Genomic DNA, 20,710 nt, shown 5'->3' on the forward strand with positions numbered 1-20,710 from the left:
TTTCATCAGTGAAATCCGTTTTGATAGCGCTATCACAAATATGAATGATACATACTGATAGCGCTATCTTTGTGAGATTGATCTCAGATATGCCGCCGTTGCTTGCTTAAAGTCTGCTCATTGACACGGAAAATGAGGAGGACAAGTGCTTAATACCTGGCTTTCTGATTCAACAATCGCATTACGAAAGAATGTCACAACCTGGCAGCAAGCATTAGATATTTGTGCCAGACCGTTACTGGAGGCGGAGATAATTACGACGGATTATCTCAGTGCGATAAAAACACAACATGAAAAACTGGGGCCTTATTATGTCCTGGCGCCTGGGCTGGCAATGCCCCATGCCCGACCAGAAGAAGGTGCAAAAGGATTGGGGTTATCATTATTAAAACTCGAAGAAGGTGTCAGTTTTAATGCAGAGGAATTTGATCCTGTAGATGTCATCATTTTACTTGCCGCACCAGATAAACACAGCCATATCGAAATGATATCTGCACTGGCTGAGTTATTCTCCAGTGAGAAGGATTTACAGGAATTGCATCAGGCTCGCAACCTGGAGGAAATAAAAACGATAATTTCACGATTCTAATCACATTCAAAATTCAGTCTTGTCACAACATTACGCCGTTGCGTGATGAGAACTTCTACAACTTAACATGGTGAATATAATGAAAATTATGGCTATTTGTGGCTCAGGGCTTGGTAGTAGTTTTATGGTCGAAATGAATATTAAAAAAGTTCTGAAAAAAATGGAGATAGAAGCGGAAGTGGAACATTCCGATCTCTCATCAGCAACGCCAGGGGCTGCCGATTTATTTGTGATGGCTAAAGATATTGCCGCCAGTGCCAGCGTACCGGAAAGTCAGTTGGTGGTTATCAACAACATCATTGATATTAATGAACTTGAAACGCAACTGCGTAACTGGTTCGCAAAACAATAACCTTAATTGAAGCGAGGTGGATATGTTTATCCTTGAAACGCTGAATTTTGTTGTTGATATACTCAAAGTACCCTCGGTACTGGTCGGCTTGATTGCCTTAATCGGTCTGGTTGCTCAGAAAAAAGCATTTTCAGATGTTGTTAAAGGCACAATTAAAACCATTCTCGGATTTATTGTTCTGGGCGGTGGTGCCACTGTTCTGGTTGGTTCTTTAAATCCGCTGGGTAGTATGTTTGAACATGCCTTTAATATTCAGGGTATCATTCCGAATAATGAGGCTATTGTTTCTATTGCGTTGGAAAAATATGGCGCGTCGACGGCGCTTATTATGGCATTTGGTATGGTAGCGAATATTATTGTTGCCCGCTTTACCCGCCTGAAATATATTTTTCTGACCGGACACCACACATTTTATATGGCCTGCATGATTGGTGTGATTCTGACAGTGGCTGGTTTTGAAGGTATATCACTGGTATTTACCGGTTCTCTTATTCTGGGATTAGTGATGGCGTTTTTCCCTGCATTAGCACAACGTTACATGAGGCGTATTACCGGGAATGATGAAATCGCTTTTGGTCACTTTGGTACTTTGGGGTATGTACTCTCTGGCTGGATTGGCAGCATGTGCGGTAAAGGTTCGCGTTCCACCGAAGAGATGAATTTGCCCAAAAATCTGAGCTTCCTGCGCGATAGCTCCATCTCTATTTCCCTTACGATGATGGTGATTTATCTGATCATGGCGATCAGTGCGGGGCGCGAGTACGTTGAAAGCCAGTTTAGTGGCGGTCAAAACTACCTTGTCTACGCCATTATTATGGCCATCACCTTCGCCGCAGGCGTATTTATCATTCTGCAAGGTGTGCGTTTAATCCTTGCTGAAATTGTTCCGGCATTTACCGGATTTTCAGAAAAGCTGGTGCCGAATGCGCGTCCCGCCCTCGATTGTCCGGTTGTGTATCCGTATGCGCCAAATGCAGTGTTAGTTGGCTTCTTATTTAGCTTTCTTGGTGGTTTGGTGGGGCTATTTTTGTTGGGACAGATGAAACTGGTGCTGATTCTTCCTGGTGTCGTTCCTCACTTCTTCACCGGAGCAACTGCGGGTGTATTTGGTAATGCTACGGGTGGGCGTCGCGGCGCGATGATTGGTGCTTTTGCGAATGGTTTATTGATTACCTTCCTGCCAGTGCTGTTATTGCCAGTTCTGGGGGCGATAGGCTTTGCAAATACGACCTTTTCCGATGCGGATTTTGGTGCTGTCGGCATCGTTCTCGGAAACCTGTCACGTTATCTCTCGCCTTTTGCCATAACCGGACTTGTAGTAGCGCTATTTGTGCTGCTGGTTGCCTGGAACATTTTCGCCAATAACAAACTCGCTGCCAAAGTGCAGGAGAAGAGCGGAGCCAAATCATGAATGTTAAAGAAGTGACACAACTTGCACGGGATATTCGTATCCAGACGCTTAAATCATTAACTCATCTTGGCTTTGGTCATTATGGTGGCAGCATGTCTGTTGTGGAAACGCTGGCAGTTCTTTATGGCGCGGTGATGAAAATTGATCCTGCTGATCCCGACTGGCCTGATCGTGACTATTTTGTATTGTCAAAAGGGCATGCCGGACCTGCGCTCTACAGTACTCTGGCGCTGAAAGGTTATTTTCCACTGGAAGAATTAAGCACCTTAAATCAGAACGGAACTCGCTTACCAAGTCATCCGGATCGGCTAAAAACGCGTGGTGTTGATGCCACTACAGGATCGCTGGGGCAGGGGATATCCATTGCAGGAGGGATGGCGCTGTCGCATAAACTGGCGGGGCGCAAGAATCGGGTTTTTTGTATTGTTGGCGATGGTGAACTTAACGAAGGCCAATGTTGGGAAGCCTTCCAGTTTATTGCTCATCATCGTTTGAATAATCTCACTGTGTTTGTGGACTGGAACAAACAGCAGCTTGATGGCGAACTGGATGAAATTATTAATCCATTTGATTTAGAAGGAAAATTCCGCGCTTTCGGTTTTGATGTCGTGACAGTGAAGGGCGATGATATTGAGGGGTTGTTGAATGTAGTTAAACCTGTTCTACCAGCCGAGGCCAGACCGAGAGTAGTCATTCTCGATAGTATCAAAGGGCAGGGGGTAGCGTGTCTTGAGCAACTCAGTAATTCTCATCATTTACGCCTCACGGAAGAAATGAAGGAGATGCTAAACGAAACAATTCGCCAACTGGAGGCCATGCATGATTAAGCTCGCACCGGCAGGACAAAAAGACAGCATCGAGATGCGCAAAATTTATGCAGGCTTTATTGCGCAACAGATTGAAAACGGTAATTCTGTCATTGCCCTTGAGGCTGATTTAATGAGTTCCATGGCAATGGACAGCGTGGCGCGGGATTATCCACAGTACGTCATTAATTGCGGCATTATGGAAGCTAATGTTATCGGCACCGCTGCAGGGCTGGCCTTAACCGGGCGCAAGCCATTCGTGCATACCTTTACCGCATTTGCCAGTCGTCGCTGTTTTGATCAGCTCTTTATGTCGCTTGATTACCAGCGTGCTAATGTCAAAGTGATTGCTTCTGATGCGGGTGTTACCGCTTGCCACAATGGCGGGACACATATGTCATTTGAAGATATGGGAATTGTGCGTGGGCTGGCGCATTCGGTGGTGATGGAGATGACCGATGCGGTGATGTTTAGTGATATTTTACGCCAGCTTGTAGAGCTTGATGGGTTTTACTGGGTTCGTACGATCCGTAAGCAAGCGACAAGTATTTATTCTCCTGGGACAACCTTCTCTATTGGTAAAGGCAATGTACTGCGTGAAGGTACTGACATCACGCTGATTGCTAATGGCATTATGGTGGCTGAAGCCCTGGAGGCCGCACGTCAACTGGAACAGAGCGGTGTAAGTGCGGCAGTAATTGATATGTTTACTCTTAAACCTGTTGACCGAATGTTGATTAAAAATTATGCCGAGAAAACGGGGCGTATTGTGACCTGTGAAAACCATAGTATTCACAATGGGCTAGGGTCAGCCGTTGCCGAGGTATTAGTCGAAAGTTGCCCAATACCAATGCGTCGCGTGGGCGTGAAGGAGCGTTATGGTCAGGTTGGAACTCAGGACTTTTTACAGAGAGAGTACGGGTTAACCGCGCATGATATTGTGGCGGCAGCCAGAGAGCTATTGTAATCAGTTCCCCTTGCCAGAGACTGGCAAGGGGATTATTGACTTAATGGTAACCCATTAACTGAGCGCCTATCACCACGACGCTGGACATAATAAACAGCAGTCCAAGCAGTGTTGCACCCACTTTCAGCCAGTTACGGAAATCTACCCGGCAAACACCGAGCGTCGCCATTAACGAAGCCGAGGTCGGGTAAATGATATGGCTGAAGCCATCGCCAAACTGGAACGCCAGCACGGTAACCTGACGGTTAACGCCAACCAGATCGCCAAGCGGTGCCAGTAACGGCATGGTTAACGCTGCCTGACCAGAACCGGATGTCACAAAGAAATTGAATACCGCCTGGAAGAGCAGCATAAACCAGGCCGCGACCGCGTTATCCAGGCCGCTAATGGCATTGGCAATGCTATTGAGAATAGTATTCAGCACGCTGGCATCACCCGCTTCGCCATTGCCAACCAGCAGTAAAATCCCTTTGGCAAAACCGACCAGCAGTGCAGGAGCAATCATCATTCTCGCCCCTTCGGTAAATGACGAGGCCATGGTGTTAACGGTCATACCGTTAAGGCGGAAGGCAACGCCGATGATGCCAATCACCAGACCCATAGTGAAGAACTGGCTGGCAATCTCTGGAATAAACCAGGCGTTAACGATCACGCCCCAAATCACCCAGATCATGACGGCGGTCAGGACAATCAATACCAGCCAGTCACCGAAAGTGAACGGCCGCTGTTCAACATCAGCTTGTTTTTCGCGGAAGAAGCGATCGGAATCATGCACGCGTGACAACAAAGGATCTTTTTCACCCGTGAGGCGTACACCATGGTAAAGATGAGGCCAATCAGAGTGGCGATAACCCACACCACAATGCGCAACCCGGAGCCGGAAAGGACAGGAACGCCAGCAATCCCCTGGGCGACAACCACGCAGAACGGGTTCATCCACGAGCTGGCAAAACCGATTTGCGTTGCGATGTAGGTTACCAGGACGGTGGTAATACTGTCGTAACCCAGGCGTACCATTAGTGGGGCAATGATGATGGCAAAGGCGACGGCCTCTTCCCCCATGCCAAATACCGCACCGCCGAGTGAAAAGAGAATAAACAGTGCCGGAATGAAAAGAATTTCATTCCCTCGAGTGTGGCGGATAAGCGCGAGAATCCCGTTATCAATGGTTCCTGTGCGCATCACGATACCAAACGCGCCGCCAATCACCAGCATAAACATGATGATGCCAACGGCTGTCCCATATTTCGAGCCAGAGGTTAGCCCTTCAAACGGGAAGTTCATCAAACCGGGGCGTTCATCTCCCGTCGTGAACAGTTGTACTCGGTGATACTCGGGTTCGCCTGCCTCGTTGGTCAGAATGCGAAATGAGTGAGGATCTACAACTTTGCGAGTCTTCGTCTGACCATCAACCTGATATTGCACTTCCTGACTGTCAAACATTCCCACCGGAACAACCCAGGTGGCGAGACTGGTTAAAATAGCAACAAAAAAGATAATCACCAACGTATCGGGCATTGCCCATCTTCTGGTTGGTTTGGATTCAGTTATTGCGGACATAGCGCAAATTTTCCCTTGCACAAGACAAAGTGGTAAGTATGCAAAGTGAGATGGCGCAATTCATTGATGCAGCGCAGTTAAGCAAGATAATCAGAAAGGAGTAATGCAAATTAAGAGAATAAAAAACCGGAAATAGTGACTATTTCCGGTTCAGATATCCGCAGCGCATGGCTGCGGATAATGACGAGATTACTGCTGCTGTGCAGACTGAATCGCGGTCAGTGCGATGGTATAGACGATATCGTCAACCAGTGCGCCACGGGACAGGTCGTTAACCGGCTTGCGCATACCCTGCAGCATCGGCCCGATGGAGATCAGGTCGGCAGAACGCTGTACCGCTTTGTAAGTGGTGTTACCGGTGTTCAGATCCGGGAAGATGAACACGGTAGCGCGACCTGCAACCGGAGAGTTCGGCGCTTTAGATTTCGCAACGTCAGCCATTACCGCAGCGTCGTACTGCAGAGGACCGTCGATCATCAGGTCAGGACGTTTTTCCTGAGCCAGACGAGTTGCTTCGCGAACTTTCTCTACGTCACTACCTGCACCAGAAGTACCGGTGGAGTAGGAGAGCATAGCCACGCGCGGTTCGATACCGAAAGCAGCGGCGGAATCAGCAGACTGAATTGCGATTTCAGCCAGTTGTTCTGCGGTCGGATCCGGGTTGATCGCGCAGTCACCGTAAACGTAAACCTGCTCCGGCAGCAGCATGAAGAACACGGAAGATACCAGAGAGCTGCCCGGTGCAGTTTTGATCAACTGCAGCGGCGGACGGATGGTGTTTGCGGTGGTGTGAACAGCACCGGAAACCAGACCATCAACTTCATCCTGTTCCAGCATCAGCGTGCCGAGAACCACGTTGTCTTCCAACTGTTCGCGTGCAACAGTTTCGGTCATGCCTTTGTTCTTACGCAGTTCGACCAGACGAGCAACATAGTTTTCGCGAACCACTTCTGGATCAACGATTTCAATGCCTGCGCCCAGTTCTACGCCCTGAGACGCTGCAACGCGGTTGATCTCTGCCGGGTTACCCAGCAGTACGCACGTTGCGATACCACGTTCGGCACAGATAGCGGCTGCTTTAACGGTACGCGGTTCGTCGCCTTCCGGCAGAACGATACGTTTGCCTGCTTTGCGTGCCAGTTCGGTCAGTTGATAACGGAACGCTGGCGGAGACAGACGACGGCTGCGTTCGGAAGTTGCAGTCAGGGAATCGATCCAGTCAGCGTTGATGTAGTTAGCAACGTATTCCTGAACTTTCTCGATGCGCTCGTGATCGTCAACCGGAACTTCCAGGTTGAAACTTTGCAGACTCAGAGAGGTTTGCCAGGTGTTGGTGTTCACCATGAATACCGGCAGGCCGGTAGCGAAAGCACGTTCGCACAGTTTAGAAATGCGCGCGTCCATTTCATAGCCGCCAGTCAGCAGCAGAGCACCGATTTCTACGCCGTTCATTGCAGCCAGACAAGCGGCAACCAGTACGTCAGGACGGTCTGCGGAAGTCACCAGCAGAGAGCCGGCACGGAAGTGCTCCAGCATGTGCGGAATGCTGCGTGCGCAGAAAGTCACAGATTTCACGCGGCGAGTGTTGATGTCGCCTTCGTTGATGATGGTGGCGTTCAGGTGGCGTGCCATATCGATCGCACGAGTTGCGATCAGATCAAAGCTCCACGGCACAGCGCCGAGAACCGGCAGCGGGCTGGAGTCTTGCAGCTTCGCCGGATCAACATTGTTGACTTTCGCTTTGGAAGAGTCATCGAAAATCTCAGACAGATCCGGGCGAGTACGACCCTGCTCATCAACCGGAGCATTCAGTTTGTTAACGATAACGCCAGTGATATTGGTGTTTTTGGCACCGCCGAAGCTGTTGCGAGTCAGTTCGATACGCTCTTTCAACTGCTCCGGGGTATCAGTGCCCTGAGACATAACGAAGACGATTTCCGCGTTCAGCGTTTTGGCGATTTCGTAGTTCAGAGACTGGGCAAACTGGTGCTTACGTGTCGGGACCAGACCTTCAACCAGAACCACTTCGGCATCTTTGGTGTTGGCGTGGTAGTTCGCGACGATCTCTTCCATCAGCACATCTTTCTTATTGCTGGAAAGCAGACCTTCAACGTAACTCATTTTCAGCGGTTCAGCGGCTGTCGTGGTGGAAGAACTCGCACGCACGATAGTCGTTGTCTGATCGGGCGCATCGCCACCGGTACGCGGCTGAGCGATAGGTTTAAAAACGCTCAGACGAACGCCTTTGCGTTCCATTGCACGGATCACGCCAAGACTGACGCTGGTCAGACCGACGCTGGTTCCGGTAGGGATCAGCATAATAATACGGGACACGGTTTATCCTCTTTCGTTACCGCCAGTTTGGCGGGTTACAAAACAGCACCGCCAGCAGGGCTGGCGGTGTGGAATCAGGCGGTCAGGCGGCAGGCGTCTTGCGCGATAACCAGCTCTTCGTTGGTCGGGATCACAACAGCAGGGCGGGTGCCTTCTTTGTTGATGAAACCAGATTTGCCGAAACGTGCAGCCAGGTTGCGTTCATGATCAACCTCAAAGCCCAGCACGCCCAGTTTGCCCAGAGACAGTTCACGAACCATCGCGGCATTTTCACCGATACCACCGGTGAATACAACAGCGTCCAGACGACCATCCATCAGCGCAGTGTATGCACCGATGTACTTCGCCAGGCGATGGCAGTAAACGTCCATTGCGCGCTTCGCGTCTTCTTTCGTCGCGTAGTTGTCTTCAACATAGCGGCAATCGCTGGTTACTTCGGTCAGACCTAGCAGGCCAGACTCTTTGGTCAGCATTTTGTTGATTGCGTCAACGCTCATGCCGAGGGTGTCGTGCAGGTGGAAGATGATAGCCGGGTCGATATCGCCAGAGCGAGTACCCATTACCAGACCTTCCAGCGGGGTCAGACCCATAGAGGTGTCAACGCATTTGCCGTTGCGGATAGCAGAAACGGAACCACCGTTGCCCAGGTGGCAGGTGATGATGTTCAGCTCTTCTACCGGTTTGTTCAGCATTTTCGCCGCTTCCTGGGTTACATAGAAGTGGCTGGTGCCGTGTGCGCCGTAACGACGAATGCCGTGCTCTTTGTACAGGTTGTACGGCAGGGCGTAGAGGTAAGACTCTTCCGGCATAGTCTGGTGGAACGCGGTGTCGAACACAGCAACGTTTTTGTCTTTCAGTTGCGGGAAAGATTTCAGTGCTTCTTCGATACCAATCAGGTGAGCCGGGTTGTGCAGCGGTGCAAAAGAAGCTGCATCTTTGATACCCTGAATAACAGACTCATCGATCACTACGGAGCTGGTATACTTCTCGCCGCCGTGTACGATACGGTGACCGATAGCAGTCAGTTGCGCAGAAAGTTCTGGTTTTTGTGCCAGAATAGTATTAACGATAAAGTTGAGCGCTTCGCTGTGAGCGGCGCCTGCACCTAGAGCCGCTTCTTGTTTATTGCCGTCCATTTTCCATTTGATGCGTGCTTCGGGCAGGTGAAAACATTCGGCTAAACCAGAAAGGTACTCTTCACCATTTACTGCATCGATGATTGCAAATTTCAGTGAAGAACTACCGCAGTTCAGAACCAGTACTAACTTACTCGACATGGAAGTACCTATAATTGATACGTGGCTAAAAAAACGTCAGGGAGCCATAGAGCGTAGCGCATGATGACGCTGACATTTATGATTAACATCATGCACTGCAAATTTTTTTGCATGATGGAATAAATATCTTGAGTCTATGCCATTTTGCGTAATTTTCAGCCAATGGCATAATGTATATGAATTTGACGACTCAATGAATATGTACTACTTAGGCCTTCAGGCCGCTAAAGGATACCTGATAGTGGGTATGGAAGACAAAATGTTTTGAACGTTGTCCCGCTGAGTTGTGAATTTGCACAAATTTTTGAATATTTATATGTGAAGTTGAGGTGAAGCATGTCAACGCCGGATAATCGTTCTGTTAATTTTTTTAGTTTGTTCCGCCGGGGACAGCACTACTCAAAGACGTGGCCGCTGGAAAAACGCCTTGCCCCGGTGTTTGTTGAAAATCGCGTTATTAAGATGACGCGTTATGCGATCCGCTTTATGCCGCCGATCGCCGTATTTACTCTCTGCTGGCAGATTGCGCTGGGCGGTCAGCTTGGTCCGGCAGTTGCTACAGCATTGTTCGCTCTGAGTTTACCGATGCAGGGATTGTGGTGGCTGGGCAAGCGTTCCGTTACGCCATTACCGCCAGCGATCCTGAGTTGGTTTTATGAAGTTCGCGGTAAATTGCAGGAAGCCGGGCAAGCGTTAGCACCGGTAGAAGGCAAGCCTGACTATCAGGCATTAGCTGACACGCTTAAGCGCGCCTTCAAACAACTGGATAAAACTTTCCTTGATGATTTGTAATTGATCCCTGATTACGCATATAAAAGAAGGCAGACATCGGCCTTCTTTTTTTTCACCGTAGTAAAGTGATACAGGAGTCAACAATGGAAATGACCAACGCGCAACGTCTTATTTTGTCTAACCAGTACAAAATGATGACTATGCTCGATCCGGCAAATGCTGAACGTTACCGTCGCTTGCAAACAATCATTGAGCGTGGCTATGGGTTACAGATGCGCGAGCTGGATCGCGAGTTTGGCGAGCTGAAAGAAGAAACCTGCCGCACTATCATCGACATTATGGAGATGTATCACGCGCTGCATGTTTCCTGGTCTAATTTGCAGGATCAGCAAGCTATCGATGAACGCCGTGTCACTTTCCTCGGCTTCGACGCCGCTACTGAAGCGCGTTATCTCGGTTATGTACGCTTTATGGTTAATGTCGAAGGGCGTTACACGCATTTTGACGCCGGAACTCATGGCTTTAATGCCCAGACACCAATGTGGGAGAAATATCAGCGCATGTTGAACGTCTGGCATTCCTGCCCGCGTCAGTATCATTTGAGTACCAACGAAATTAATCAAATCATTAACGCCTGAGGAGGCCTGCGTGCGGTGCAAAGGTTTTCTGTTTGATCTTGATGGTACGTTAGTGGACTCCCTGCCTGCGGTAGAGCGGGCGTGGAGCAACTGGGCGAAACGGCATGGGCTAACGCCGGAAGAGGTGCTTGCTTTTATTCACGGTAAACAGGCAATAACGTCTCTGCGTCACTTTATGGCGGGGAAAACCGAGGCAGAAATTGCCGCCGAGTTTACGCGTCTGGAACAAATCGAGGCCACGGAAACCGAAGGCATTACCGCGCTCCCGGGGGCGATAGCTTTACTCAATCATTTGAATAAAGCGGGTATTCCGTGGGCAATTGTCACTTCAGGTTCTATGCCAGTTGCGCGAGCGCGCCATAAAGTGGCCGGACTTCCTGCGCCGGAGGTGTTTGTTACCGCTGAACGGGTTAAGCGTGGAAAACCTGAGCCGGATGCGTATCTGTTAGGCGCGCAACTGCTGGGGCTTGCGCCGCAGGAATGCGTGGTAGTGGAAGATGCTCCCGCTGGCTTGCTTTCTGGTCTGGCGGCAGGTTGCCATGTTATTGCTGTTAATGCACCGGCAGACACCCCGCGTCTGAATGAGGTAGATTTGGTCCTTCATAGTCTGGAGCAAATTACCGTGACCAAACAGCCAAATGGTGACGTTATTATTGCGTGAAACGCCAGATCATGATTTAGCCCCGTCCCGACGGGGCTTTTTTGTGGCAGAATCAAACCATCCCCCTCAATTAACAAGGATACGTTGTGAACGGTGAATTGATTTGGGTTCTCTCATTGCTGGCGATTGCGATAGTCTTGTTTGCGACGGGCAGAGTGCGTATGGATGCTGTCGCTTTGTTTGTCATTGTCGCGTTTGCATTAAGCGGTACGCTGACTATCACCGAAGTCTTTTCCGGCTTTTCCGATCCCAACGTTGTGCTGATCGCCGCCCTGTTTATTATTGGCGATGGTTTAGTTCGTACAGGCGTTGCAACCGTGATGGGGACATGGCTGGTCAAAGTTGCGGGCAGCAGTGAAATCAAAATGTTGGTTTTACTGATGCTGACAGTTGCCGGTCTTGGCGCGTTTATGAGTTCAACCGGCGTCGTCGCTATCTTTATTCCTGTTGTGTTAAGTGTTGCTATGCGTATGCAGACGTCGCCGTCGCGCCTGATGATGCCATTGAGTTTTGCCGGACTGATAAGCGGCATGATGACGCTGGTGGCGACGCCGCCTAACCTGGTGGTGAACAGTGAGCTGCTACGTGAAGGCTATCATGGTTTCAGTTTCTTTAGCGTAACCCCTATCGGCCTGGTCGTATTGGTACTTGGCATTTTATACATGCTAGTGATGCGCTTTATGCTAAAAGGGGATACCCAGGCTCCGCAGCGCGAAGGCTGGACGCGTCGCACCTTCCGCGATCTCATTCGTGAATACCGTCTTACCGGGCGTGCGCGTCGTCTGGCTATTCGTCCCGGTTCACCGATGATTGGCCAACGACTGGACGATCTCAAATTGCGTGAACGTTATGGCGCAAACGTCATTGGTGTTGAACGCTGGCGGCGTTTTCGTCGCGTTATCGTGAACGTGAACGGGGTGTCTGAATTCCGCGCGCGTGACGTTTTGCTTATTGATATGTCTGCGGCTGACGTCGATCTCCGTCAATTTTGTAGTGAACAATTGCTGGAGCCGATGGTTTTGCGCGGCGAGTATTTTTCCGATCAGGCTCTTGATGTCGGTATGGCAGAAATTTCATTAATTCCCGAGTCAGAGCTTATTGGCAAATCGGTGCGTGAAATTGGCTTTCGTACCCGCTACGGACTAAATGTGGTGGGGCTGAAACGCAACGGTGTGGCGCTGGAAGGTTCGCTGGCGGATGAGCCTCTGCTGTTGGGTGACATTATTCTGGTGGTCGGTAACTGGAAGCTTATCGGTATGTTGGCAAAACAAGGCCGCGACTTTGTGGCGTTAAACTTACCGGAAGAGGTGAGTGAAGCATCGCCCGCTCACAGTCAGGCACCCCATGCCATTTTCTGTCTGGTGTTGATGGTGGCGTTAATGTTGACCGATGAAATTCCTAATCCAGTTGCGGCTATCATTGCCTGCCTGCTGATGGGCAAATTCCGCTGTATCGATGCTGAAAGTGCCTATAAATCTATTCACTGGCCGAGCATTATTTTGATCGTTGGGATGATGCCGTTTGCTGTGGCATTGCAAAAAACCGGTGGCGTCGCGCTGGCGGTGAAAGGATTAATGGATATTGGCGGTGGTTACGGGCCGCATATGATGCTGGTCTGTTTGTTTGTCTTGTCGGCGGTTATAGGCTTGTTTATCTCTAACACTGCGACGGCGGTGTTGATGGCCCCGATTGCGCTGGCTGCTGCCAAAACTATGGGCGTATCGCCTTACCCTTTTGCCATGGTTGTGGCGATGGCAGCATCCGCTGCCTTTATGACACCAGTCTCTTCACCCGTTAACACATTGGTTTTAGGGCCGGGGAATTACAGCTTCAGTGATTTTGTGAAGCTGGGGGTTCCGTTTACCATTATTGTGATGGCGGTTTGCGTGGTGATGATCCCGATGCTGTTTCCGTTTTGACGAGCTCCTGATGTCGCCACCGACGTAGGCCTGATGCGACGCTGGCGCGTCTTATCAGGCCTACGTCGGCTTACAGCGGTGAATCCTGGCTAATCTCATCGAGAGACAGATGGAAGCTGGGAACAAACACTTCCATAAAGTAGTCCATCTCCTGACTGCGGCGCGATTCAAGCGTCGTTTCCAGCCGCGTTTTTGCCAGTAAGAACTCATTATTGCCGGCTGCGAGTTCTTCCAGGCATTTCAGATACGCACACAGCGCATCTGCCTGTTTAACCAGCGACTTTTCTTCATCGCTATACGCATGTTCATCGATTAATGGTGCAAAAATATCCCGCAACTCCTCCGGAACCATATCGACCAGTTTTTGCTGAGCGATTTTCTCAATGGCTTTATATTCCTGGGCGATTTGCGAGTTGAAGTATTTCACCGGAGTAGGAAGATCACCAGTGAGCACTTCAGAGGCATCGTGGTACATCGCCAGCAACGCGATACGTTCTTCATTAACCTGGCCGCCAAATTTGCGATTCTTGATGGCTGCCAGCGCATGGGCGACCATCGCTACCTGCAAACTGTGTTCGGACACATTTTCAGTCCGCACGTTACGCATCAACGGCCAGCGGTTAATGAGCTTCAGGCGGGAGAGGTGGGCAAAAAAATGGCTCTGTTTCATAGCGACCTTACGAGTGATGGCATCATGAGGTCATTGTGGGGGGATAACACTGCCGGATGCAATCTCCGGCAGTGAATTTAAGATTACAACTGATGATAACCAGAAAGGAAACGAGCGAACTTGCTCAAGGACAGTTCGATATCATCAACACGCGGCAGCGTGACAATGCGGAAGTGATCCGGCCACGGCCAGTTAAATGCGGTTCCCTGTACCAGCAGAACTTTTTCCTGCAACAGGAAATCCAGCACCATTTTCTGGTCGTCGTGAATATTAAAGCGTTTGGCGTCTATTTTCGGGAACATGTATAGCGCGCCGCGAGGTTTTACGCAGGAAACGCCAGGAATATCATTAATCAACTCCCACGCACGGTTACGCTGCTCGTAAAGACGCCCGCCCGGCATGATAAACTCGCTGATGCTCTGATAGCCGCCCAGCGCTGTCTGTATCGCGTGTTGCGCGGGAACGTTGGCGCACAGCCGCATTGAGGCCAGCATTTCCAGACCTTCGATATAACCTTTGGCGTGTTTTTTCGGCCCGTTCAGCACCATCCAGCCCTGGCGGAATCCCGCAACACGATACGTTTTCGACAGCCCGTTAAAGGTAATGGTCAGCAGGTCAGGAGCCAACGGCGCGATCGAGTGATGCTCGGCGTCGTCGTAGAGGATTTTATCGTAAATTTCATCAGCGAAGATAATGAGGTTATGCTGACGCGCAATCTCCACAATCTCCATTAATAGCTCTTTGGAATAAACCGCGCCTGTTGGGTTGTTCGGGTTGATAATAACAATGCCGCGCGTGCGTGGCGTAATTTTGGCGCGAATGTCATCGAGATCCGGGAACCAGTCAGAGGATTCATCGCAAAGATAGTGCACCGCTTTACCGCCTGAGAGCGAAACTGCCGCTGTCCATAGCGGGTAATCAGGTGCAGGAACCAACATCTCATCCCCACTGTTCAGCAATGCTTGCATTGCCTGAACGATAAGCTCCGATACACCATTTCCGATGTAAATATCTTCCACGGTAACATCACGCATGCCACGTGCCTGGTAATGCTGCATGATAGCCTTACGCGCAGAATAGAGGCCTTTTGAATCGCAATAACCCTGAGCTGTCGGGAGGTTGCGTATCACGTCAACCAGAATCTCATCGGGAGCGTCAAAACCGAACGGGGCTGGGTTGCCGATGTTCAGTTTCAATACCTTATTACCTTCTTCTTCCAGGCGTTTTGCTTCTTTCAGCACCGGACCACGGATGTCATAACAGACATTCTCTAATTTGCTGGATTTTTCAATGGGTGACATGAATCTTGACCTTTTTTGCTGTTATCGCCACTCCCTGCCGTGGAAGTCAGCTTAGAACAATGTACTCCCCCGAGGCGGCGTTTTGAAGTTCTGCAGAACAAGATTTTGCCAGGAGAGAAAGCGGAATTGTGCTGTTAATAACTTAATAATCGTTAAATAATAAGATGCATATACTTAATAAATGAGATTTAGTAGTGATTTATTCTGTGTATTAATTCAGGATGTGGTTTTTTTACCTGTTAGATAAATGTGTAAAATTTCTTCGGCTTAAGAAATCACGAACATAAAGCATTCATGATATTTTCGTTATAAGTGAAACATTAACAGAGTAGTGATCGCCGGTGGGGCATATAGGTGGTGACGGAGGAAATTATTGTTAAGAGGAATTAATGTATGCAGGTGGTGCTAATTAATTATTATTTAATATTCAAAAAGACTTTGTTGTGCATATTAATAATAGAAGATTACTTTGCCTAACATAACATAACTTTGCATCAGATAATTCGCAATGACCCTTATAAATAAAAGGTTTTTAGGGTAAAATGCTTGCTTTAATGACGGAACACCTGCTTTGATGCAGGCTTACTCTCGCTATTTGTTCGCGCTCATGTTCGAGCCGCACCGTTGCGAGAGAGTGGAGCAAGGACCAACATTTACATTTACACAAACTCGCGCATGTCATAAATAGAAAAGAGTGAGTAACTTAATAGATATGCGATTCCTGAAGATATATTCTGTGATCTACTTCAGGCATTATAACGGAACAATGTGAGCCACATTTTTTAGTGCAACTCATATGCATTTTTACTTTCGTCCGGGTTCCGGATGAAACTGCCAGGGAGGCACATTACAAATGGAATTGCTTGTTTGTGTGTGCACAGCATTAACCAGCTCAGTATGAGCCGCCAGTAAGTGATAATATATGATAAGTGCAAATCGTCCGATAATTAACCTCGACCTCGATCTGCTGAGAACATTTGTTGCTGTTGCCGATCTGAACACTTTTGCTGCCGCAGCTTCCGCTGTGTGTCGTACTCAGTCCGCTGTTAGTCAGCAAATGCAACGTCTGGAACAACTCGTTGGGAAAGAACTGTTCGCTCGGCATGGTCGCAACAAACTGTTGACTGAACATGGTATTCAGCTTCTTGGCTACGCCAGGAAAATCCTGCGTTTCAATGATGAGGCTTGCTCATCATTGATGTTCAGTAATCTTCAGGGCGTGTTAACTATCGGTGCTTCAGATGAATCTGCTGATACGATCTTACCTTTCCTGCTCAATCGCGTAAGCTCGGTTTATCCGAAACTTGCGCTGGATGTCCGCGTTAAGCGCAATGCCTATATGGCAGAAATGCTGAAGTCCCAGGAAGTGGATTTAATGGTTACCACTCATCGTCCTGATACCTTTAAGGCGTTGAATCTGCGTACTTCTCCAACACACTGGTATTGCGCTGCGGAATATGTATTGCAAAAAGGTGAACCGATCCCTCTTGTGCTGCTGGATGATCCTAGTCCGTTCCGTGACATGGTTCTGGCAACGCTCAATAAAGCGGATATTCCCTGGCGTCTGGCTTATGTCGCCTCTACGCTACCGGCGGTTCGTGCTGCAGTAAAAGCGGGCCTTGGTGTGACGGCAAGACCGGTTGAGATGATGAGTCCTGACCTGCGCGTTTTGAGTGCGGTAGATGGTTTACCACCACTACCAGATACCGAATATTTGCTGTGCTATGATCCGTCCTGCGACAATGAGTTGGCGCAGGTGATATACCAGGCCATGGAGAATTATCACAACCCGTGGCAATACAACCCGTTGACTGCTCAGGAAGGGGACGATTCCCTGTTGATTGAAGGGGATTACGAATAATCTCCAGGCAATAACAATTCAGTAAAAAACGCCATTGGTGATTAATAAAACGCCAGTGGCTTTTTTTTACAATAAAACCTTACGAATGTTCCCGACAACGAACAAAAATGTTCATTTTTCAATCACCAGCCATTCCCCACGCTAACGAACAAAAAATCGCCTGAAAAAAATCTCCTGCTACAATAATGTTAAAAAATGAGTAAAATTATTGCTGTGTTTTTGTTATGGATTAACAAAAGCGTGTCACAGATCAAGAAAATACTCTCTTTTGGGGGGAGGAATCGTCACCAATTCCTGTCAAAATAGACCCGTATTTTTTCCATTGCTTCACAACGGACACGATTCAACAACATCTAATTTTCCTGGAGTTGTCAACAATCTGGGGGTAAAGGCATTAAATGCAAAAGTTGTTGATATCATGTAAATTAATGTGAAGAAACCTTTGTTAAAGTTGACAAAAGGTTATAGAAAGGAGTAAAAGACCACATCAATTAGCTGTATAAAATAGTTTCTACAGCGATTGTAAGGTTTTTTTTATTCCTCCCCATGAATCGATGTGGCGTCCATCTGCCGTGAAGAGCAGTGAATCTGGCGCTACTTTTGATGAGTAAGCAATGAGTATGTCAACATCCACTGAAGTCATCGCTCATCACTGGGCATTCGCTATCTTTCTTATCGTTGCCATTGGCCTGTGTTGCCTGATGTTGATTGGCGGTTGGTTTTTAGGCGGTCGCGCGCGCGCGAGGTCAAAAAACGTGCCGTTTGAATCAGGTATCGACTCGGTCGGCTCCGCCCGCTTACGCCTGTCTGCCAAGTTTTATCTGGTGGCCATGTTCTTCGTTATCTTCGACGTTGAAGCGCTGTATCTGTTCGCATGGTCAACTTCCATTCGCGAAAGCGGCTGGATTGGCTTTGTAGAAGCGGCAATTTTTATTTTTGTGTTACTGGCAGGTCTGGTTTATCTGGTGCGTATTGGCGCGCTGGACTGGACGCCCGCGCGTTCACGCCGCGAGCGTGTGAACCCGGAAACGAACAGTATCGCTAATCGTCAACGCTAACCGCGAGGCATTAAGATGGATTATACGCTCACCCGCATAGATCCCAACGGTGAGAACGACCGTTACCCCCTGCAAAAGCAGGAGATCGTAACCGACCCTCTGGAGCAAGAAGTTAATAAAAACGTGTTTATGGGCAAGCTCAATGACATGGTTAACTGGGGTCGTAAAAACTCAATTTGGCCGTATAACTTCGGTCTTTCCTGCTGTTACGTTGAGATGGTGACCTCGTTTACCGCGGTTCATGACGTGGCGCGTTTTGGCGCAGAAGTATTGCGTGCTTCGCCGCGTCAGGCTGACCTGATGGTGGTGGCTGGAACCTGTTTTACCAAAATGGCGCCAGTTATTCAGCGTCTCTATGACCAGATGCTGGAGCCGAAGTGGGTTATCTCCATGGGCGCATGTGCGAACTCCGGCGGTATGTACGATATTTATTCCGTTGTGCAGGGTGTTGATAAATTCATTCCGGTTGATGTGTATATCCCGGGTTGCCCGCCGCGTCCTGAAGCGTACATGCAGGCACTGATGCTATTGCAGGAATCTATCGGCAAAGAACGTCGCCCGCTCTCCTGGGTGGTTGGCGATCAGGGCGTATATCGCGCCAATATGCAATCAGAGCGCGAACGCAAGCGCGGTGAACGCATTGCCGTTACCAACCTGCGCACACCTGACGAGATTTAATTTGCGCCTGTCGGCAAAGGCATTTTTCTTCGCTTATTCCTAAATCTATTTCGCGAAGTTAACTACGCCGACAGTCACCACGGACCATATGCAATGGTGAACAATATGACCGACTTAACCGCGCAAGAACCCGCCTGGCAGACCCGTGATCATCTTGATGATCCGGTGATTGGCGAACTGCGCAACCGTTTTGGGCCGGATGCCTTTACTGTTCAGGCGACTCGCACCGGGGTTCCCGTTGTGTGGATCAAGCGTGAACAATTACTGGAAATTGGCGATTTCTTAAAGAAACTGCCGAAACCTTACGTCATGCTGTTTGACTTACACGGCATGGACGAGCGTTTGCGCACACACCGCGAAGGGTTACCTGCCGCCGATTTTTCCGTTTTCTACCATCTGATTTCGATCGATCGCAACCGCGACATCATGCTAAAGGTGGCGCTGGCAGAAAACGATCTACATGTGCCGACTTTTACCAAACTGTTCCCGAACGCCAACTGGTATGAGCGCGAAACCTGGGATCTGTTTGGCATTACTTTCGACGGTCACCCGAACTTGCGTCGCATCATGATGCCGCAAACCTGGAAAGGTCACCCGCTGCGTAAAGATTACCCGGCGCGTGCTACCGAATTCTCGCCGTTTGAGCTGACCAAAGCCAAACAGGATCTGGAGATGGAAGCCCTGACCTTCAAACCGGAAGAGTGGGGGATGAAGCGCGGCACCGAAAACGAGGACTTCATGTTCCTCAACCTCGGTCCGAACCACCCGTCGGCGCACGGGGCTTTCCGTATCGTTCTGCAGCTCGATGGTGAAGAGATTGTCGACTGCGTACCAGACATCGGCTATCACCACCGTGGCGCGGAGAAAATGGGCGAACGCCAGTCCTGGCATAGTTACATACCGTACACCGACCGTATCGAATACCTCGGCGGTTGCGTTAACGAAATGCCATACGTGCTGGCGGTAGAAAAACTGGCCGGGATCACCGTGCCGGATCGCGTTAACGTAATCCGCGTAATGCTTTCCGAATTGTTCCGCATCAATAGCCACCTGCTGTATATCTCCACCTTTATTCAGGACGTCGGTGCAATGACGCCAGTGTTCTTTGCCTTTACCGATCGTCAGAAAATCTACGATCTGGTGGAAGCAATCACTGGTTTCCGTATGCATCCGGCGTGGTTCCGTATTGGCGGTGTGGCGCATGACCTGCCGCGAGGCTGGGATCGCTTGCTGCGTGAGTTCCTTGACTGGATGCCGAAACGTCTGGCCTCTTACGAGAAAGCCGCGCTGCGTAACACCATCCTGATTGGCCGTTCCAAAGGCGTTGCCGCCTACGGCGCGAAAGAGGCGCTGGAGTGGGGCACCACAGGTGCTGGCTTGCGTGCCACCGGGATCGACTTCGACGTGCGTAAGGCGCGTCCTTATTCTGGCTATGAAAACTTCGACTTTGAAATCCCGGTCGGTGGTGGCGTTTCTGACTGCTACACCCGCGTAATGCTGAAAGTGGAAGAGCTGCGCCAGAGTCTGCGCATTCTTGAGCAGTGCCTCAACAACATGCCGGAAGGCCCGTTCAAAGCGGATCACCCGCTGACTACGCCGCCGCCGAAAGAGCGCACGCTGCAACATATCGAAACCCTGATCACCCACTTCCTGCAAGTGTCGTGGGGGCCGGTGATGCCTGCCAATGAGTCCTTCCAGATGATTGAGGCGACCAAAGGGATCAACAGTTACTACCTGACCAGTGACGGTAGCACCATGAGTTATCGCACCCGTATCCGCACCCCGAGTTATGCGCATTTGCAGCAAATTCCGGCGGCGATCCGCGGCAGCCTGGTGTCTGACCTGATTGTTTATCTGGGCAGTATCGATTTTGTTATGTCAGATGTGGACCGCTAA

General features: G+C 49.5%; 17 protein-coding genes and 1 pseudogene. 13 read left to right on the forward strand and 5 right to left on the reverse strand.

Going from position 1 to position 20,710, the window contains the following annotated elements; translation table 11 throughout:
* Positions 1–145 precede the first annotated feature (145 nt).
* From ESM_RS0106225 to ESM_RS0106245, 5 genes are all read left to right on the forward strand, one after another.
* Positions 146–589, forward strand: coding sequence for a PTS sugar transporter subunit IIA (locus ESM_RS0106225; protein ID WP_000935564.1), 444 nt, complete (start codon positions 146–148; stop codon positions 587–589).
* Between the two features lie 79 nt (positions 590–668).
* Positions 669–941, forward strand: coding sequence for a PTS sugar transporter subunit IIB (locus ESM_RS0106230; protein ID WP_000699821.1), 273 nt, complete (start codon positions 669–671; stop codon positions 939–941).
* 22 nt (positions 942–963) lie between these two features.
* The gene (locus ESM_RS0106235) at positions 964–2,352 is read left to right on the forward strand and encodes a PTS ascorbate transporter subunit IIC (protein ID WP_000470233.1); all 1,389 of its coding nucleotides are present in this window, start codon (positions 964–966) and stop codon (positions 2,350–2,352) included.
* Positions 2,349–3,179 carry a transketolase gene (locus tag ESM_RS0106240; protein ID WP_001101102.1) on the forward strand — a complete coding sequence of 277 codons (831 nt, stop codon included), beginning with the start codon at positions 2,349–2,351 and terminating at the stop codon, positions 3,177–3,179. Before ESM_RS0106235 ends, ESM_RS0106240 begins: the two co-directional genes overlap by 4 nt.
* Complete coding sequence (locus tag ESM_RS0106245) at positions 3,172–4,125, forward strand: transketolase family protein (protein WP_000593041.1); 954 nt, start codon at positions 3,172–3,174, stop codon at positions 4,123–4,125. Before ESM_RS0106240 ends, ESM_RS0106245 begins: the two co-directional genes overlap by 8 nt.
* A gap of 40 nt (positions 4,126–4,165) precedes the next feature.
* On the opposite strand, the pseudogene yfcC reads toward ESM_RS0106245, so the two are convergent.
* The 3 genes and pseudogenes from yfcC to ackA form a co-directional block, all read right to left on the reverse strand.
* Positions 4,166–5,685 (reverse strand): annotated as a pseudogene (gene yfcC, locus ESM_RS01000000124200) (putative basic amino acid antiporter YfcC).
* A gap of 189 nt (positions 5,686–5,874) precedes the next feature.
* Positions 5,875–8,019 (reverse strand): phosphate acetyltransferase, encoded by a 2,145-nt coding sequence (gene pta, locus ESM_RS0106255; RefSeq protein ID WP_000086737.1) that lies wholly within the window; start codon positions 8,017–8,019, stop codon positions 5,875–5,877.
* Positions 8,020–8,093: 74 nt separating this feature from the next.
* The gene (ackA, locus tag ESM_RS0106260) at positions 8,094–9,296 is read right to left on the reverse strand and encodes an acetate kinase (protein ID WP_000095712.1); all 1,203 of its coding nucleotides are present in this window, start codon (positions 9,294–9,296) and stop codon (positions 8,094–8,096) included.
* A gap of 336 nt (positions 9,297–9,632) precedes the next feature.
* On the opposite strand from ackA, the gene yfbV reads away from it, so the two are divergent.
* From yfbV to ESM_RS0106285, 4 genes are all read left to right on the forward strand, one after another.
* Positions 9,633–10,088 carry a terminus macrodomain insulation protein YfbV gene (gene yfbV / locus ESM_RS0106270; RefSeq protein ID WP_000106629.1) on the forward strand — a complete coding sequence of 152 codons (456 nt, stop codon included), beginning with the start codon at positions 9,633–9,635 and terminating at the stop codon, positions 10,086–10,088.
* A gap of 83 nt (positions 10,089–10,171) precedes the next feature.
* Entirely contained in the window at positions 10,172–10,666 is a 495-nt protein-coding gene (locus tag ESM_RS0106275) for a YfbU family protein (protein ID WP_000426118.1), read from the forward strand.
* Between the two features lie 10 nt (positions 10,667–10,676).
* The gene (gene hxpA, locus ESM_RS0106280) at positions 10,677–11,327 is read left to right on the forward strand and encodes a hexitol phosphatase HxpA (RefSeq protein WP_001203379.1); all 651 of its coding nucleotides are present in this window, start codon (positions 10,677–10,679) and stop codon (positions 11,325–11,327) included.
* An 86-nt stretch (positions 11,328–11,413) separates the two neighbouring features.
* A complete protein-coding gene (locus tag ESM_RS0106285) occupies positions 11,414–13,246 on the forward strand; it encodes an SLC13 family permease (protein WP_001012850.1) in 1,833 nt (610 codons plus the stop codon).
* Between the two features lie 70 nt (positions 13,247–13,316).
* Here ESM_RS0106285 and yfbR read toward each other — a convergent pair whose 3' ends face one another.
* Both yfbR and alaA read right to left on the reverse strand, forming a co-directional pair.
* Positions 13,317–13,916, reverse strand: coding sequence for a 5'-deoxynucleotidase (gene yfbR, locus ESM_RS0106290; protein ID WP_000813873.1), 600 nt, complete (start codon positions 13,914–13,916; stop codon positions 13,317–13,319).
* A gap of 83 nt (positions 13,917–13,999) precedes the next feature.
* Complete coding sequence (alaA, locus tag ESM_RS0106295; protein WP_000074519.1) at positions 14,000–15,217, reverse strand: alanine transaminase AlaA; 1,218 nt, start codon at positions 15,215–15,217, stop codon at positions 14,000–14,002.
* A 922-nt stretch (positions 15,218–16,139) separates the two neighbouring features.
* On the opposite strand from alaA, the gene lrhA reads away from it, so the two are divergent.
* The 4 genes from lrhA (at position 16,140) to nuoC (ending at position 20,710) form a co-directional block, all read left to right on the forward strand.
* Complete coding sequence (gene lrhA, locus ESM_RS0106300; RefSeq protein ID WP_000622300.1) at positions 16,140–17,078, forward strand: transcriptional regulator LrhA; 939 nt, start codon at positions 16,140–16,142, stop codon at positions 17,076–17,078.
* 614 nt (positions 17,079–17,692) lie between these two features.
* A complete protein-coding gene (gene nuoA, locus ESM_RS0106305) occupies positions 17,693–18,136 on the forward strand; it encodes an NADH-quinone oxidoreductase subunit NuoA (RefSeq protein ID WP_000062991.1) in 444 nt (147 codons plus the stop codon).
* A gap of 15 nt (positions 18,137–18,151) precedes the next feature.
* Positions 18,152–18,814 carry an NADH-quinone oxidoreductase subunit NuoB gene (gene nuoB, locus ESM_RS0106310; protein ID WP_000386733.1) on the forward strand — a complete coding sequence of 221 codons (663 nt, stop codon included), beginning with the start codon at positions 18,152–18,154 and terminating at the stop codon, positions 18,812–18,814.
* A 93-nt stretch (positions 18,815–18,907) separates the two neighbouring features.
* The gene (nuoC, locus tag ESM_RS0106315) at positions 18,908–20,710 is read left to right on the forward strand and encodes an NADH-quinone oxidoreductase subunit C/D (RefSeq protein ID WP_000247865.1); all 1,803 of its coding nucleotides are present in this window, start codon (positions 18,908–18,910) and stop codon (positions 20,708–20,710) included.

Origin of the sequence: Escherichia sp. TW09308 (assembly GCF_000208565.1) — a bacterium.
GTDB lineage: Bacteria > Pseudomonadota > Gammaproteobacteria > Enterobacterales > Enterobacteriaceae > Escherichia > Escherichia marmotae.

Excerpts from the sequence above, each read along its gene's own strand:
- ESM_RS0106275 (WP_000426118.1), top strand. The coding sequence starts at position 10,172 with ATGGAAATGACCAACGCGCAACGTCTTATTTTGTCTAACCAGTACAAA.
- yfbR (WP_000813873.1), bottom strand. The coding sequence starts at position 13,916 with ATGAAACAGAGCCATTTTTTTGCCCACCTCTCCCGCCTGAAGCTCATT.
- alaA (WP_000074519.1), bottom strand. The coding sequence starts at position 15,217 with ATGTCACCCATTGAAAAATCCAGCAAATTAGAGAATGTCTGTTATGAC.
- ESM_RS0106230 (WP_000699821.1), top strand. The coding sequence starts at position 669 with ATGAAAATTATGGCTATTTGTGGCTCAGGGCTTGGTAGTAGTTTTATG.
- ESM_RS0106235 (WP_000470233.1), top strand. The coding sequence starts at position 964 with ATGTTTATCCTTGAAACGCTGAATTTTGTTGTTGATATACTCAAAGTA.
- ESM_RS0106240 (WP_001101102.1), top strand. The coding sequence starts at position 2,349 with ATGAATGTTAAAGAAGTGACACAACTTGCACGGGATATTCGTATCCAG.
- ackA (WP_000095712.1), bottom strand. The coding sequence starts at position 9,296 with ATGTCGAGTAAGTTAGTACTGGTTCTGAACTGCGGTAGTTCTTCACTG.
- yfbV (WP_000106629.1), top strand. The coding sequence starts at position 9,633 with ATGTCAACGCCGGATAATCGTTCTGTTAATTTTTTTAGTTTGTTCCGC.
- nuoC (WP_000247865.1), top strand. The coding sequence starts at position 18,908 with ATGGTGAACAATATGACCGACTTAACCGCGCAAGAACCCGCCTGGCAG.
- lrhA (WP_000622300.1), top strand. The coding sequence starts at position 16,140 with ATGATAAGTGCAAATCGTCCGATAATTAACCTCGACCTCGATCTGCTG.
- ESM_RS0106245 (WP_000593041.1), top strand. The coding sequence starts at position 3,172 with ATGATTAAGCTCGCACCGGCAGGACAAAAAGACAGCATCGAGATGCGC.
- nuoB (WP_000386733.1), top strand. The coding sequence starts at position 18,152 with ATGGATTATACGCTCACCCGCATAGATCCCAACGGTGAGAACGACCGT.
- nuoA (WP_000062991.1), top strand. The coding sequence starts at position 17,693 with ATGAGTATGTCAACATCCACTGAAGTCATCGCTCATCACTGGGCATTC.